At 45.9% G+C, this 15,248-nt stretch carries 14 protein-coding genes; 9 read left to right on the top strand and 5 right to left on the bottom strand.

The annotated features are described in order from the left end of the window. Positions 1-11: 11 nt before the first annotated feature. The 5 genes from BpJC4_RS09760 to BpJC4_RS09740 all read left to right on the top strand — a co-directional run bounded on the left by BpJC4_RS09760 (position 12) and on the right by BpJC4_RS09740 (position 6,138). A complete protein-coding gene (locus BpJC4_RS09760) occupies positions 12-1,754 on the top strand; it encodes a phospho-sugar mutase (protein WP_151681186.1) in 1,743 nt (580 codons plus the stop codon). 258 nt (positions 1,755-2,012) lie between these two features. Continuing rightward, on the top strand, positions 2,013-3,341 hold the full coding sequence (locus BpJC4_RS09755; protein ID WP_151697825.1) for an N-acetylmuramoyl-L-alanine amidase family protein: 1,329 nt from the start codon (positions 2,013-2,015) through the stop codon (positions 3,339-3,341). Positions 3,342-3,624: 283 nt separating this feature from the next. Continuing rightward, the gene (locus BpJC4_RS09750; RefSeq protein WP_151681201.1) at positions 3,625-4,110 is read left to right on the top strand and encodes a VanZ family protein; all 486 of its coding nucleotides are present in this window, start codon (positions 3,625-3,627) and stop codon (positions 4,108-4,110) included. Positions 4,111-4,199: 89 nt separating this feature from the next. Then, positions 4,200-5,012, top strand: a complete 813-nt coding sequence (tagH, locus tag BpJC4_RS09745; protein ID WP_151681184.1) for a teichoic acids export ABC transporter ATP-binding subunit TagH — start codon at positions 4,200-4,202, stop codon at positions 5,010-5,012. 382 nt (positions 5,013-5,394) lie between these two features. Next, entirely contained in the window at positions 5,395-6,138 is a 744-nt protein-coding gene (locus BpJC4_RS09740; protein ID WP_151681183.1) for an SDR family NAD(P)-dependent oxidoreductase, read from the top strand. 85 nt (positions 6,139-6,223) lie between these two features. Here BpJC4_RS09740 and qoxD read toward each other — a convergent pair whose 3' ends face one another. Genes qoxD through qoxA form a run of 4 tightly spaced genes read right to left on the bottom strand, consistent with a single transcriptional unit; the run spans position 6,224 to position 10,012 of the window. Then, positions 6,224-6,508 (bottom strand): cytochrome aa3 quinol oxidase subunit IV, encoded by a 285-nt coding sequence (qoxD, locus tag BpJC4_RS09735; RefSeq protein WP_151681182.1) that lies wholly within the window; start codon positions 6,506-6,508, stop codon positions 6,224-6,226. Continuing rightward, positions 6,508-7,116 carry a cytochrome aa3 quinol oxidase subunit III gene (gene qoxC, locus BpJC4_RS09730; protein ID WP_151681181.1) on the bottom strand — a complete coding sequence of 203 codons (609 nt, stop codon included), beginning with the start codon at positions 7,114-7,116 and terminating at the stop codon, positions 6,508-6,510. Before qoxC ends, qoxD begins: the two co-directional genes overlap by 1 nt. Beyond that, positions 7,116-9,059, bottom strand: a complete 1,944-nt coding sequence (gene qoxB, locus BpJC4_RS09725) for a cytochrome aa3 quinol oxidase subunit I (protein WP_151697824.1) — start codon at positions 9,057-9,059, stop codon at positions 7,116-7,118. The genes qoxC and qoxB overlap by 1 nt, the downstream gene beginning before the upstream one ends. 20 nt (positions 9,060-9,079) lie before the next feature. Further along, positions 9,080-10,012, bottom strand: coding sequence for a cytochrome aa3 quinol oxidase subunit II (gene qoxA, locus BpJC4_RS09720; RefSeq protein WP_151697823.1), 933 nt, complete (start codon positions 10,010-10,012; stop codon positions 9,080-9,082). 356 nt (positions 10,013-10,368) lie between these two features. Here qoxA and BpJC4_RS09715 point away from each other — a divergent pair, with 356 nt between their 5' ends. Beyond that, positions 10,369-11,028: an HAD family hydrolase gene (locus BpJC4_RS09715; RefSeq protein ID WP_151697822.1), complete on the top strand. Its 660-nt coding sequence runs from the start codon at positions 10,369-10,371 to the stop codon at positions 11,026-11,028. A gap of 62 nt (positions 11,029-11,090) precedes the next feature. Here the strand turns inward: BpJC4_RS09715 and BpJC4_RS09710 are convergent, their stop codons facing one another. After that, on the bottom strand, positions 11,091-12,005 hold the full coding sequence (locus tag BpJC4_RS09710; protein ID WP_151697821.1) for an LCP family glycopolymer transferase: 915 nt from the start codon (positions 12,003-12,005) through the stop codon (positions 11,091-11,093). Between the two features lie 361 nt (positions 12,006-12,366). On the opposite strand from BpJC4_RS09710, the gene BpJC4_RS09705 reads away from it, so the two are divergent. From BpJC4_RS09705 to BpJC4_RS09695, 3 genes are read left to right on the top strand one after another with little or no spacing between them, the layout of a single operon-like run. Next, positions 12,367-13,311, top strand: a complete 945-nt coding sequence (locus BpJC4_RS09705) for an efflux RND transporter periplasmic adaptor subunit (protein ID WP_151681176.1) — start codon at positions 12,367-12,369, stop codon at positions 13,309-13,311. After that, on the top strand, positions 13,311-14,021 hold the full coding sequence (locus tag BpJC4_RS09700; protein ID WP_151681175.1) for an ABC transporter ATP-binding protein: 711 nt from the start codon (positions 13,311-13,313) through the stop codon (positions 14,019-14,021). Before BpJC4_RS09705 ends, BpJC4_RS09700 begins: the two co-directional genes overlap by 1 nt. Next, positions 13,999-15,165 (top strand): ABC transporter permease, encoded by a 1,167-nt coding sequence (locus tag BpJC4_RS09695; RefSeq protein WP_151697820.1) that lies wholly within the window; start codon positions 13,999-14,001, stop codon positions 15,163-15,165. Before BpJC4_RS09700 ends, BpJC4_RS09695 begins: the two co-directional genes overlap by 23 nt. The last annotated feature ends 83 nt before the right edge of the window (positions 15,166-15,248 follow it).

The raw sequence follows: 15,248 nt of genomic DNA, 5'->3' as shown, positions 1-15,248 counted from the left end.
AGGAGGCCAACATGAGTACAGATTGGAAAACTTCTTATGAGAAATGGAACCGCTTTGCGGGGTTGGATGCTTCCTTAAAAGAAGAATTGTCCCAGGTAAGCGGCGATGAGAAAAGTTTGGAAGACCGTTTTTATAAAAATTTGGAATTCGGAACGGGCGGTATGCGCGGGGAACTGGGCGCAGGCACGAACCGCATGAATATCTACACGGTTCGCAAAGCATCTGAAGGGCTGGCGAATTTCATTTTGGACCAGGGGGAAGAAGCCAAAAAGCGCGGCGTTGCAATTGCGTACGATTCAAGGCGGCAGTCTCCGGAGTTTGCGCTTGAAACGGCGAAAACGCTCGGTAAGCACGACATTCAGACTTATTTATTTGACTCCCTCCATCCGACGCCGCTGTTATCGTTTGCGGTCCGTTATTTGCATGCTTATGCCGGCGTTGTGATCACGGCAAGCCACAACCCGAAAGAATACAATGGCTATAAAGTGTACGGTCCGGACGGCGGGCAGTTGCCGCCGAAAGAAGCGGACGAGCTGATCGGCTACGTGAACCGCGTCGAAAATGAGCTGCTTGTTGAAGTGGCAGAAGAAAAAGAACTTGTAGAAAAAGGCCTGCTCGTTTACATTGGCGAAAATGTGGACAAGGCGTACCAGGAACAGCTCATCAAACTCCGCCAAAACAAAGAAGTGATCGACTCGGTGGCGGATTCATTTAAGATCGTTTATACGCCGCTCCACGGGACGGGCAATCTTCCGGTTCGGCGCGGGCTTGAAAACTTCGGCTTTAAAAACGTGACAGTCGTCAAAGAACAGGAACTGCCGGATTCCGAATTCTCAACCGTTGTATCGCCAAACCCGGAAGAACATGCCGCATTTGAACTGGCGATCCGCTATGGGGAGGAAAGCGGCGCAGACCTTTTACTCGGCACTGACCCGGACACAGACCGGTTGGGCGTCGCAGTAAAAAATAAAGAAGGAAAGTACCAGGTTTTGACCGGGAACCAGACAGGTGCGCTCATGCTGCATTATCTACTGACGCAAAAACAAAGGCAGGGCACGCTTCCGGAAAACGGCGTTGTCGTAAAAACAATCGTGACTTCGGAAATCGGACGCGATATTGCAAAGTCTTTCGGCATTCCTACGATCGATACATTGACCGGTTTTAAATTCATCGGCGAAAAAATTAAAGAATTTGAACAAATCGGCGCGCACACTTTCTTATTCGGTTACGAAGAAAGCTACGGCTATTTAATCGGCGATTTTGTCCGCGATAAAGACGCCGTCCAATCGGCAGTATTTGCGGCGGAAGTGGCCGCCTACTATAAATCGCAGGGCAAAACTTTGTATGAAGGCCTGCTCGATATTTTCGAACGCTACGGCTATTATAAAGAATCTTTGACCTCCCTTACACTGAAAGGGAAAGAAGGATCGGAAAAAATCTCCGAAATCCTGGCCAATTTCCGTGCCAACCCGTTAAAAGAAGTGGCGGGCATCCAGGTGGCCGCGCTCGAAGACTACCAATCGCAAGTAAGGACGAACATTCAAACAGGGGAAACTTCAGCGATTGAACTGCCGAAATCGAATGTGCTGAAATTCTTCCTCGAAGACGGTTCGTGGTTCTGCATGCGCCCGTCCGGAACAGAACCAAAAGTGAAATTCTACTTCGGCGTCAAAGCCGATTCCCTCGATGCAAGCGAAAAACTGAATAAACGTTTAAGCGATGAAGTTATGAACCTTGTGAATGAAATGCTTTAAAAAAAACGAGGTGTCCCAAAATCCTTTTACTGGCCGGGACACCTTTTTTGTGCTCCGTTCCCGCAAAATCCACGGAGGTGCCAACAGCAAAATGTTACACGCTTTGGCAGAAAGAATAGGCCACTGTGCCTAATTTTGAAAAAATATGAAAAATGTTCTACAAATAGAATATTTTATGCCAAAAACTATCAAAACATGTGATAAACTGGTAGCGTGATAGAACAATAGAGAACAAAAGAAAGGGTGGTCGAAAAAAAGATGGCCAAAGCACGCAGAATACTGTTGCTCTCTGCCGTTGCATTCCTCATTTCGCTCTGTGCGCTGCCGCAGCCAAACGAGCGCGCTTATGCGGCAACTTCCCTCGGCCAATACCAGGTTACGGCAACAGCACTGTATATGAGGAAAGGCCCCAGCAAGAACTACAGTTCCATAGCTTTGCTCAAGAAGGGGACTAAAGTCACAGTATACTCTATCAAAAACGGCTGGGCTTACATATCATACGGAGGCAAAAAAGGCTATGCAAGCAGCCAGTATTTGAAAAAAGTGGCCGCTGCTTCTCTCGGGACATATACCGTAACCGCCACCAGCCTTTACATGCGCAAAGGCCCGGGAAAAAACTACGGCACCATAGCTTTGCTCAAAAAGGGGACAAAAGTTACAGTATACTCTATTAAAAACAGTTGGGCCTACATCCAATACGGCAGCAAAAAAGGCTACGCAAGTTCGAAATATTTGAAAAAGTATACCAAGACGGGCAGCACGGCGTCTTCTTCCGGCACAACGGGCTCCACAACGCCCAGTACAGGGTCATCGTCGTATCAATATGAAGTCGTAACGGCCAGCGCCTTAAATTTAAGAAAAAGCCCAGGCAGCGGCAGCACGATTTTAAAAGTATTGTATTACGGCGATAAAGTGAAAGTATACAGTGTTTCCAACGGTTGGGCCTATGTGGCATACGGAACCGCCAAGGGTTATGTCAGTGCCAGTTATCTGCTTAACCTGAACGGTAAGACAATTTGCATCGACGCCGGCCATGGGGGAAGCGACCCGGGGGCCAGCGGCAAATTAAACGGCAGTACAATCTATGAAAAAACCATTAATTTGGCTGTTGCGTTAAAAGTCCAATCGCTCCTGCAAAACAGCGGGCTGAAAACCGTCATGACGAGAACCGGTGATACGTATCCTACCCTCTCGCAGCGCGTTTCCATTGCGAAGAATGCAAAAGCAAATCTGTTTATCAGCATCCATTCCAATACTTCCAGCAGTTCCTCCGCTTACGGTGTGGAAACATTCTACCCGAATAACAACAACGGTACTGCTTCGCGCGTTACCAACAGCATCAAACTGGCTTCTTATGTGCAGGCAAGGGTTGCAGCTGCAATGGGCTACGCTTCCGGCTATGGAAATCGAGGATATTTTTACAAGGATCTTCACGTCCTCCGCGAAAACACGATGCCTGCTATTTTGGTAGAGTTGGGTTTCCTGTCCAACAGTACGGATCTCAAAAAACTGGCCTCCGCCACTTACCAGTCAAAAAATGCACAGGCGATTTATGATGGCATTATCGATTACTATAAAAAGAATTGATCAATTTTTAAGAGCCGACCGATAAGGTTTGGCTTTTTTTCATAAAAATGTCTGGGAAAAGTTCTGCAATTCTTTCATTTTTAAAAATCAAAGGACACAGCTTATCCAGGAAAGCAAGCAAAGCGCGGTAATCTAAGTGTACAAAAAGAGTGCCTTGAAATACCCGACATTATAAACCCTGCCGAGAAAAAATTGACACATACAAAAATCCCAAAAGGGGTGCAACATTCCTTTCGCTCATGTACAATGGAAGAAGCGAAGAGGGAGGGTTTTAGCATTGCTCATGAAGAAAAAACAAAACGCCGTGCTGTTTGCGGTTTTGAGCATCCTGTTTATGGCGGTTATGTTCGCTTTTTCAAACCAGCCTTATAAGGAGCAGGACATGCGCCCGGAATTGGAAAAGCTGATCCATTTGAATGCAGGTTCATTGCCGAAAGTGGAGTTTTACTACGGCGGCGCGCTTGTGACGTCTACGCTGCCGTATGATTTTATCGAATTCTGGATCCGGAAAGCATGCCATGTAATGGAATACATGGTTTTAACTTTGCTCGTCCTTTTCACGCTCCGCATGGCGTCCGTTCCCACCCGTTATGCGGTTCCGGCCGGATTTTTGGCAAGCTTCATATACGCCAATCTCGATGAATGGCACCAGACGTTTATCAGCGGCAGAACAGGGCATTTTATTGATGTGGTCACTTTTGACAGTTTCGGAATTTTAGCCGGCATTTGCCTGTTTGTGGGGATTGCCCGTGCAAGGGGAACCAAATGACGTTTCCGATGTTTTGCCCTTAACGAACGGCGGCCTATTCGGTATAATAATTAAATCATGACATAAATGAACACAGGGAGTTCTTATATATGAGTATATCTGTCAGATTCCATCAAGTTTCGAAAAGGTATAAGATGTACCGGAACAATTCGGAAAAAATACTGGATATTATTTTGCCCGGCGGATACGGCGATGACTTTTATGCGCTGCAAAATATTACGTTTGAAGCAAGCGCAGGCGATGTGATCGGCGTTGTCGGGGTAAACGGCGCCGGTAAGTCGACCTTGTCCAATTTGATTACCGGCATTATACCGCCTACGACGGGTACGATCGAATTAAACGGCGAAACATCGCTTATTGCCATCAATTCGGGCCTGAATAATGAATTGACCGGATTGGAAAACATTGAGTTGAAATGTTTAATGCTCGGTTTTACAAAAAAGCAAATTAAAGAGCTTACGCCTCAAATTATTGAATTTGCGGATATTGGGCAATTCATTGAACAGCCTGTAAAAAAATATTCGAGCGGGATGAAGTCAAGGCTCGGTTTTGCAATTTCCGTTAATGTGGATCCTGATATACTGGTGATTGATGAAGCGCTGTCTGTCGGGGACCAGACTTTTGCGGATAAATGTTTTGATAAGATGAATGAATTTAAAGAAGCGGGAAAAACCATTTTTTTCATCAGCCACTCCATGGGCCAGGTGAAAAAATTCTGTAAAAAGGCGATGTGGCTCGAGGCCGGGGAAATCAAGCAATACGGACCGATTGATGAGGTGCTGCCAAATTACGAGAAGTTCCTGAAAGAATTCAAATCCTGGCCGAAAGAAAAGCAGAAAAATTTCAAAAAGATGGTGCTCGAAAAACGAAGCAAAGAAAGAAAAGAAAAAGTTGCGGAATAAAAGACAAAAAGGGTCTGCGCCAAAAGCCGGCAAACTTGCTTTTGGCACAGACCTTTTTCAAAGAGAAAAATCGTTTGAAAGTCGTCTTTATAACTTCTAAGGCCCGTTTCGAAGGACGAATAGTTTCAAAGTGGTTCTTACAAAGCTTCTAAAGACCGTTTCGAGTGGAAAGTCAAAATGGCCATTAAAAATAATTGCGCAAAACGGGGTTTTTGGGACAGATCCGTGTTCGTGTTATTAATATATTCTCCAATCCTTTGCGGCAAAAAAGAGTTGAAAAAATTCTTACAATCTGGTAAATAAAATTGACAACGCTTACAAAACGGGAGTATAGTAAAAACAGTACAATAAATAGGCTTTATGAATCCGGGAGGGGATTTGGATGGCAAATTTAGAAAATAAAATTGCAATTGTTACAGGCGGCGCCTCCGGAATCGGGCTTGCAACTGTGAAAGCGCTTATCGGAAAAGGGGCTAAAGTGGTGATTTCCGACTATAATGAAGAAGGCGGAAAAGCCGTTGAAAAAGAACTGAAAGAAAACGGAGTTGACGTTGTATTCATACGCGCGGACGTCTCGGATGAAAAGTCGGTTCAAAATCTTGTTGCGGAAACCGTTAAAAAATACGGCAGGCTCGATATAATGGTCAATAATGCCGGCGTCGGCACATTGGCGGTAACACATGAACTCAGTTTTGAAGATTACAATAAAGTCATCTCCGTAAACCAAAACGGCGTATTTTTCGGATCGAAATATGCCATCCGCGAAATGCTGAAAACTGGCGAGGGCTGTATTGTCAATACAGCATCCATTTTGGGCCATGTCGGCGAACCCGGGGCTTTTGCCTATAACGCAAGCAAAGGCGCCGTAAAATTGATGACAAAATCGCTGGCGCTGGAATATGCCTCAAAAGGAATTCGTGTAAATGCGGTTTGCCCGGGGTATGTGGAAACCGGCATGGTGAATAAAGAAGCGCTCGGGGACTTTTATGACGGCTTAGTCACAAGGCATCCGATCGGCAGGCTCGGCAGGCCGGAAGAAGTCGCCCATGCGATCGTGTTCCTGTGCGAAAACGATTTTGTCACGGGTATCTCCTTGCTGGTTGATGGCGGCTATACGGCACAGTAAAAATACGCAGATTACAATTGATCAGAGAAGCAGATCCGTAGGCAAAAAAATCCTGCACCCTTTGAGGATGCAGGATTTTTTTGGATTAATAATGCATAACCCAGATTGTTCCATATACAACGACAATGGCAATGATGATGCTGTAGATCATGTTGCTGACATTGATTTTGCCGTTTTCCCCTTCTTTTACGTGCATGAACATGAACAGCTGCACACCGGCCTGGAGGAAGGCAAAAAAGCCGATTGTCCAGATGATCACCGTTTTGGACAGGTTGGTGTACAGGGCAACATATAAAGCCACAAGGGTTAAAACGATCGAAAGCAGAAAGCCGATAATGTGCCCGATTGGATACTTGGAATGGTGCTCCATTATTTCATCAACCCTCCTAAATAAACAAATGTGAAGATGAAGATCCAGACAACATCCAGGAAGTGCCAGTAAATACTGATGACAAAGAATTTACGTGCACCCACTGGGTTTAACCCGCGCCGAATCAACTGCGTGATAATTGAAATTCCCCACAAAATCCCGAAAGAAACGTGGCATCCGTGCGTCCCGAGCAATACATAGAAAGCAGAAAGGAATGCGCTCGTCGGCAACGTTGCACCATCATGGACATAAGTGATGAATTCATTGATTTCAAAACCAACAAATGCCGCGCCCAACAGCAGCGTCACAATAAACCAGCCAAGCATCGCATTTTTATTTTTGTTCCGCATATTAAAAACGGCAATCCCGCAAGTGAAGCTACTCGTTAACAAGATAAAGGTCTCAATCAGGACACCTTTGAGTTCAAAGATGTCCTGTTGTACCGGCCCGTTTGCCGTTTGGTGCTGAAGCGTAAAGTACGTTGCAAACAGAGTCGCAAACAGCGTGATTTCAGCTGCCAGGAAGACCCAGAAACCAAAGATCGTGAGGCGGTCCTGATTTCGCTGGTATTCAAGTGGCAATGACGTATCCAAATGTTCACCGCTCATCATTTTAACCCCCCTGCTGCATTTTCAGTGCGTCTAATTTCATCTACGCCGATATGATAGCCTTTATCCGGGTCAAACGATCTCCAGGCCAGGCAACCGAGGAAGATGAGACCGCCAATGATGGCAAGCCACCACCACGACCAAACCAACCCGAATCCTGCAAGCCCCATACCGACTGCAGAGAAGAACGGCATTGCCGAGTTGCTCGGCATATGGATCGGGCGGATGTCATCATCTTTAAAAATAGGTGTTCCGTTTTCTTTGTATTCAGCATAAGCGTCAATCGTCGAAACGATCGGTTGTTTTGCAAAGTTGTAAACCGGGACAGGCGTATGGGTTGCCCATTCGAGTGTTCGGCCGTCCCATGGGTCGCCGGTCGTATCGCGTTTGCCGTGCTTAATGCTGTAAACAATGTTCCAAGCGAGTACGAGAAAGGCAACGCCCATGATGTAAGCACCGACTGTAGAGGTGAAGTTCCAACCGGTCCATCCGAGCCCTGCTTCATAAGTGTACATCCGGCGTGCCATTCCGTCGAGCCCGACAAAGTACTGCGGAAGGAAGCAAACGTTAAAGCCGACCATCCACAACCAGAACGTAATTTTTCCGAGTTTTTCATTCAGCATGTAGCCGAACATTTTCGGATACCAGTAGTGGAGCCCTGCAAAACAAGCATAGGCGACTGCCGGAATCAACGTGTAATGGAAGTGGGCAATCAGGAAATACGAATTATGGTATTGGTAGTCTGCTGCTGCCATCGAAAGCATAACGCCCGTAACCCCGCCGATCAGGAACGTCGGGATGAAGGCAAGCGACCACAGCATTGGTGTCGTCAACCTGATTTTCCCTTTGTACATCGTAAAGATTTCGTTGAATAATTTGACACCTGTCGGAATCGCGATAATCATCGTTGAAATCGAGAAGAACGAGTTAACGGCCGATGTGTTCCCCATTGTAAAGAAGTGGTGGACCCATGTGAAATAGCTGAAGAACGCAATCCCGGCCATGGCGACAACCATTGAAGTATAACCGAAAAGCCGTTTTCCCGAGAATGTTGCGATGATTTCCGAATAAATGCCAAGAGACGGAAGCAATACAATATACACTTCCGGGTGGCCCCAGATCCAGAACAAGTTTGCCCAAAGCATCGGGCTACCGCCTGACCCCATTGTAAAGAAGTGGGCGCCGAATGTGCGGTCAAACGTGATTTCAGCCAATGCCACTGTCAATACAGGGAAAGCGAAAAGTACGATAATAAATGTAATTAAAGTAGACCAGGCAAACATCGGCATTTTCATCAGTGTCATGCCCGGTGCCCGCATCTTAAGGATCGTGACAATGAAGTTAACGGCTGTTGCCAGCGTCCCGATCCCGGAGAGCTGCAGGCCAAGCGCATAATAGTTATTTCCCACGCCTTTTGTAAATTCGGTACCGGCAAGCGGGAAATAACTCGTCCAGCCGGCAGTAGGCGAACCCCCGATGATAAATGAAATATTAAACAGCGCCGCCCCGGCAACCATTGCCCAGAAGCTGAATGCGTTCAAAAGCGGGAAGGCGACATCGCGCGCCCCGATTTGCAATGGAACGGCAATGTTGATTAACCCAAACAGGAACGGCATCGCCATAAATAAGATCATGACTACGCCGTGTGTTGTAAAAATCCCGTCGTAGTGGTTAGCGTCCAATAAATGCTGGTTCGGCAGCGCTAGCTGTGTTCTCATCATTAAAGCATCGACGCCGCCGCGGAATAACATCAAAATAGCAACGATAATGTACATAATTCCGATTTTTTTATGGTCAACGGTCGTCAGCCATTCTTTCCATAACCATTTCCATTTTTTGAAATAGGTCAATGAAAAGACGACAGCGATTATACCGAGTACGATACCGACTTCGGCAGCGTATATGGCCGGTTCACCGGTGACGAAAAAATCACTTAGTTTCACGCTTTTTTCCTCCTATTCCGTTAGTTGTTACCGCTCATATCCATATTGGACATATCCATATTGCTGTGGTCATGGCTTTCGTTTGACTTCGTTTTCGATTGTTCGCCGTAAGTATGCTGCTCATGGACATTTACCCATTTTAAGTGCGTGCCGGTATACGTTTGTGTTCCGACAAGCCCTTCCGTTTTGACAAGTTTTTCATAATCCGATTTTTTCATTTTTGGGGCGGTGCTTTTGACTTCTTTTACCCATTTATTAAAATCGGACTGTGTTTGGGCAACAACGTTAAAGTCCATTTTAGCGAAACCTTCGCCGTTAAAGTTTGAGTTTCTCCCCGTATAGTCGCCCGGATGATCCGCAGACAGGATCAGCTGCATTGTCATATTCGGCATCGTGTATTTCTGCCCGCCCAGTTCAGGCACCCAGAATGAAGCCATCGTGCCGGCTGATGTCAACTGGAATTTAATCGGGCGATCTGTCGGAATATTTGCGTAGTTAACGGTTTCAATCCCTTGCTCAGGATAACTGAAAATCCATTTCCAGTCCGCAGATGTGACGTAAATGGTTAAAGGTTTTTTGTCTTTTAACGATTTTGGCGTTTCTTCCACCGAATAGTTTGCTTTCACAGTAGGAATTGCAATGGCAATAATGATAAGCACCGGGATCAGCGTCCAAACGGTCTCAAGCACCTTATGCCCGTGGAGTTGCGGCGGTTTGTAGTCAGCCGGCAAACGCGACTCCCTGTATTTAATGACCATGTAAAGGTACAGCCCCAAGACAACGACAAACACAAAAGCCATTAATATTGCCGAGTAAACAATAAGATGATATTGTTCCCGTGCCATTGGGCCCTGTGGATCCAGTACTGCCATTTTTGTGTCACATCCGCCCAATAAAAACAGCGAAGTGAGAGACAACAGCAGTGTCAACTTCCAAGGTAGTTTCCTCAACACATTTTTTCTCTCCTTCCGGTTTGGTAAAATGATGTACAGATAAAAACAATAATGATAGAAGTTGATGAAAACTGCTACTTTAATATTTTTTCACCTTTATTATGGTGCTAATCTATTTTACAATAAAACTGTATATTTTGTGTTGTATTTTACCTTGGAATCCCCCATTATTCATAAAATGTTCATAAAAAATTCATATAATATTCATAGACTTGTCAAATTTTTGTTGTTATACGAGAATAATTTACAAATATGTGAATAATCGCGAAGGAAACATGGTGAAAAAGATTTCATAACCTTAATGGAAGAAAGTATTTTTACAGTATAATATGAATGAAAAAAAGGGGGTTTTGCGGATGATCAAAGCTGTCATTTTTGATTTTGACGGGCTGATTATGGATACGGAAACGGAACATTATGAAGTGCTATGTGAAATTTTCCGCGGCTATCACTGCGAATTGCCGTTGGAGCTGTGGGGAAAAGGAATCGGGACCCGTTCCAATTTTGAGCCTTTCAAATATCTTGAAGAACAAATCCGGCAGCCTGTTGAGATAGAAAAACTGAACAGGCAACTTGAGGAGCAGTTTTTAAAAAGACTGGAAAAGGGGACGGCCCGTGAAGGTGTGGAAGATTACTTGAAATCGGCCAAACAGCTGGGCTTAAAAGTCGGGCTTGCTTCCAGCTCCGATTATGAATGGATTTCCCGCTACTTAAATCATCTCAAGCTTTTTGAGTACTTCGATTGCATCAAATCATCGAATGATGTGGAAAAGGTGAAGCCTGATCCGGCTTTGTACTTGAAAGCTGCCGACTGCCTTGGCGTTAAACCGGAACACTGCCTCGTATTTGAAGATTCGCCAAACGGGGCTTTGGCGGCAAAACGCGCCGGCATGTTGTGTGTCGTGGTGCCGAACCGGGTAACGAAGGATCTGCAGTTTGGCGATTTCGACCACCGCATCCATTCGATGGCCGAGACGCCTCTTGAAGACCTGCTCCGCATGATTGGAAATAAATGACCGTAATTGTTCATGCAAAAAAAGGTCCGCCCCGCATTTTTGTGATGCGGGAGCGGGCCTTTTTAGTTGTTTGATAGATTTTGCCGGAGCATTTGCGCCACTTTTTCTTTTTCGGCGTCTGAAACGGATAAGTAATACACGCCATTGATCGTCGTATTTGTGCCTTTTACTTCATACTGCGTAATTTTATTGGCGGCATTCCGGTAATTTTTTTCAATCGTAAGCATGTCATTGAACGTCATGTTGGTTTTGACGTTATCGCCGAGCGTATTCAAAATGCTTGTGAATTTCGTAACCGAAGTAATGCTTGTTGCCTTTTGGATCAGGGCTTCAATGACTTTCCGCTGCCGTTTATTCCGTCCGAAATCCCCCTCCGGATCCAAATGGCGCATTCTGACGTAACCAAGCGCCTGGGCCCCGTTCAGATGGATTTCCCCTTTTTTGTAATGGTAACCCTTTTTATAATATCCTTCATCATACCAGTCGATCGTATTGTTGACGGTGATCCCGCCGATCGCGTCTACAAGTTCTTTGAGGGCCTTCATATTGACGCGGACATAGTAATCCATTTGCATGCCCGTAAAATTTTCAACTGTCTCAAGCGCCATTTCGGTTCCGCCGTATGCGTAAGCGGCATTGATTTTATCCATCGTGCCGCGCCCGGCAATCAGCGCCCTTGTATCGCGGGGGATGCTGATCATTTGCGTTGTGCCTTTTTTAGGGTTCAGCGTCATGACGATGATCGTGTCCGAACGGCCCGGATCGTTTTTGCGCTGGTCAACGCCGAGCAGCAAAATCGAAATTGGCTGCCCGTTTTGGCTGGAGGCTGTTGTGGTAATTGAAGTACTTTTTACGGTTTCGTGCATTTTATCTGCGGCGGCTTTTGCCGAGTTGTATATATAGTACGCGTACGCCCCGCCGGCGATGATAACGATCCCGATCAAACTTAAGAAAGACATCAGGATTTTTTTCTTCATCGGTTCGTCCTCTCTTTTTTCAGTCATATGATTCGACATTATAACACGGTTCTGCATCATTAGATATATTTTTTTTGAGGATTCACATAAAATGTCGGATTTTGGACATAGGTATAATGGCCTTCTTCCTATATATATGATATGGGAAGTGCCCGGACTGCAATTTTGATGATTACAATGTGCGGAACCCCTGCTGGATAAGCAGGCCGGCTTCGGGGGCCATCCTTTTTTATACCATTAAGAAAAATTTAAGATTGGCCATCCATAATAAAGTCAGCGAGGAAATGAATCATCTGTGGAAGTATTGCCTTGGGGCAGGTTGTTCCTTATATAAACGGGAAGCAGGAAAGGAGAAATAAGGATGAAAAAATGGATTATCACAATCGTCTTGATTGTCGTCATTATAGGGGGAGGGTCGTTTTTTTATGTGAAAAGTAAGCAGAGCAGTGCGGATGCCAGCACGACAACAATACAAACCTCCTCGGTACAGAAGGGGACATTAACGGTCAAGGTAACCGGTTCCGGGACGGTTGAATCGTCAAGCAGCAAAGATGTTGAAGCTGACGGCACAGCAACGGTGGATGAAGTGCTTGTTTCGAAAGGCGATAAAGTAGAAAAAGGCGATACATTGGTCACTTTTACCGATGGCAGCGACCCGATTACGGCACCGATTTCCGGTGAGATTACATCGTTAAGTGTCCAAAGCGGTGACCAGGTAAGGGAAAACCAGGTTGTGGCGCATATTAAAAATTACAACAAGTTGGAAACGACCATTAGTGTCGATGAAACGGATATTAACAAAGTGAAAGAAGGCCAAAGTGCGGAAATCACTTTGAGTGCCCTTGATGACAAAACTTTCAAAGGTAAAGTGACGGATGTTGCCGAAGAAGGAACCAATAATAACGGCGTATCAACTTTTGATGTAACGATATCCATCGAAAATCCGAAAAATATTAAAGTCGGGATGTCCACAGAAGCCACAATCACAACCAAAACGGTGAAAAATGCGGTTTATGTACCGGTTGATGCCGTCCATACCGATGGCAGCTCGAAATATGTTTACGTGAAAACTGATTCCGGCACAACAAAACAAACGATCAAAACCGGCATCAACAATGATGACGATATCCAAGTGACAAGCGGCTTGAGTGTCGGTCAAGAGGTTGTACTTCCTTCAGTCTCCAACAGTTCGTCATCTTCTTCTACTTCAGCCAAGAAAGGCGTGATGATGAACGGCGGATTCTCCGGCGGCGGCATGCCTGGCGGAAACTTCTCCGGTACCGGAATGCATGGGGGCGCTCAATAATGGGGAAGACACTGATTGAAATAAAAGATATGGTCAAAACGTATAAAGTCGGAGGGGAAACGGTGACGGCACTGCATCGGGTTTCCCTTCATGTCGAAGATGGCGAGTTTATCGCCATCATCGGCCCGTCCGGTTCCGGCAAATCGACATTGATGAACATGATCGGCTGCCTCGATAAGCCGGAATCGGGTGAATATATCCTTGAAGGGCATAACGTTGGGAAATTAAATGACAACCAGCTGGCGGCGATCCGCAATCAAAAAATCGGGTTTATTTTCCAAAATTTTAACCTGCTGTCCAAGCTTACGGCCATTGAAAACGTCGAGCTGCCGCTGTTATACCAGGGGATGGGCCCGCATGAACGCAGGAAGATTGCCCGGGAGTGCCTTGATAAAGTCGGTTTGGGGAACCGGGCACAGCATCTCCCGGCCCAGTTATCGGGCGGCCAGCAGCAGCGTGTTGCGATCGCACGTTCATTGGTCTGCAATCCGCCGATTTTACTCGCTGATGAACCGACGGGTGCGCTCGACAGTAAAACAAGCCGGGAAATCATGGAAGTTATGAAAAAATTAAATGAAGAAGGTCATACGATTATTTTGATTACCCATGATCTCGGTGTGGCAAGGCAGGCAAAGCGGATTGTGCAAATTAAAGATGGCCGTCTCTATGAGAATGGAGGGGATCTGGTTGAAACTTCTGCCTTCTTTTAAACTGGCATTAAGAAACATCCAAACAAGCAAATTGCGGTCAATCCTGACGATGCTCGGGATTATCATCGGGGTTGCTTCCGTCATTGCACTCGTTTCCATCGGGCAGTCCAGTTCCCAATCGGTTAGCTCCTCGATTAACAGCCTCGGGACAAACGTGTTAACGGTCAGTGTCCTCGATTCGGACAGCAGCGATTTCACGATTGATGATGTGAATCATTTGAAAAAACTAAGCGGCGTAAAGCGGGTGGCACCGGTGATTTCTGGCCGGGTAACCGCCAAATACGGCACAACGTCCTCAACGATTAACGTAATCGGTACGACTGCATCCTATCAAAAAATTAAAAATACAAAACTGTCAAGCGGCCGTTTCCTGGCTGATATCGATAATGAGTTGCGTTTAAAAACATGCGTGATAGGATCGGAAACAGCGACCGATCTGTTTGGGGCGGAGAATCCGGTCGGCCGGACCATCCAATTAAACGGGACTTCTTATAAAATTGTCGGCGTACTGCAATCTTCAGGCAGCTCAATGGGAACGAGCGGCGATTATACCATCTTTGTGCCGTTCAGCACCGCGGAAAGATTGGTTGGTTCGACCAATATTAGTTCCGTCTACGTACAGGCGGCAAGCGCCGATCAAGTTTCGTTTGTGGAAAGAGAAGTTAAATATTCGCTTCTATCCGTTTTCCATGACAGTGATTACTACAGTGTTTCCAATTCGCAGGATATCATGAATACGATGAGCGAAGTGCAAAATACGATGTCACTGCTTCTCGGCAGCATTGCCAGCATCTCGCTTCTTGTCGGCGGGATCGGGATCATGAATATTATGTTCGTCTCGGTATCGGAGCGGACGAAAGAAATCGGGATCCGGAAAGCGATCGGGGCGAAACGGAAAGATATTCTCGTACAGTTCCTGATTGAAGCGATTGTATTGAGCGCGCTTGGCGGACTGCTCGGCGTCGGCGTCGGATTCGCCGCCATCAAAATTTACGGGCTGTTTGCCAGTGCATCCGTGTCGCTGTCGCTGCCGGTAACTGCACTCGCCTTCGGATTTTCATTAATCGTCGGTGTCGTGTTCGGCGTCTTCCCGGCAAACAAAGCTTCAAAATTGAATCCGATCCAGGCTTTACGATATGAATAACATGAAAAACACTTGGATGATAATGATCCAAGTGTTTTTTCAATAGATTGCAAGCATGAAATCCGCAATACCCCTGATGGAAA

This window comes from Weizmannia acidilactici (genome assembly GCF_008974185.1).
Taxonomy (GTDB): Bacteria; Bacillota; Bacilli; order Bacillales; family Bacillaceae_C; genus Weizmannia; species Weizmannia acidilactici.
This window is presented reverse-complemented; position numbering and strand designations above follow the sequence as displayed.

Coding starts and splice junctions, on each gene's coding strand:
- BpJC4_RS09740 (WP_151681183.1), top strand. CDS start 5,395: ATGGCAAATTTAGAAAATAAAATTGCAATTGTTACAGGCGGCGCCTCC.
- qoxC (WP_151681181.1), bottom strand. CDS start 7,116: ATGAGCGGTGAACATTTGGATACGTCATTGCCACTTGAATACCAGCGA.
- BpJC4_RS09700 (WP_151681175.1), top strand. CDS start 13,311: ATGGGGAAGACACTGATTGAAATAAAAGATATGGTCAAAACGTATAAA.
- BpJC4_RS09750 (WP_151681201.1), top strand. CDS start 3,625: ATGAAGAAAAAACAAAACGCCGTGCTGTTTGCGGTTTTGAGCATCCTG.
- tagH (WP_151681184.1), top strand. CDS start 4,200: ATGAGTATATCTGTCAGATTCCATCAAGTTTCGAAAAGGTATAAGATG.
- BpJC4_RS09710 (WP_151697821.1), bottom strand. CDS start 12,005: ATGAAGAAAAAAATCCTGATGTCTTTCTTAAGTTTGATCGGGATCGTT.
- BpJC4_RS09755 (WP_151697825.1), top strand. CDS start 2,013: ATGGCCAAAGCACGCAGAATACTGTTGCTCTCTGCCGTTGCATTCCTC.
- qoxD (WP_151681182.1), bottom strand. CDS start 6,508: ATGGAGCACCATTCCAAGTATCCAATCGGGCACATTATCGGCTTTCTG.
- BpJC4_RS09715 (WP_151697822.1), top strand. CDS start 10,369: ATGATCAAAGCTGTCATTTTTGATTTTGACGGGCTGATTATGGATACG.
- BpJC4_RS09705 (WP_151681176.1), top strand. CDS start 12,367: ATGAAAAAATGGATTATCACAATCGTCTTGATTGTCGTCATTATAGGG.
- BpJC4_RS09760 (WP_151681186.1), top strand. CDS start 12: ATGAGTACAGATTGGAAAACTTCTTATGAGAAATGGAACCGCTTTGCG.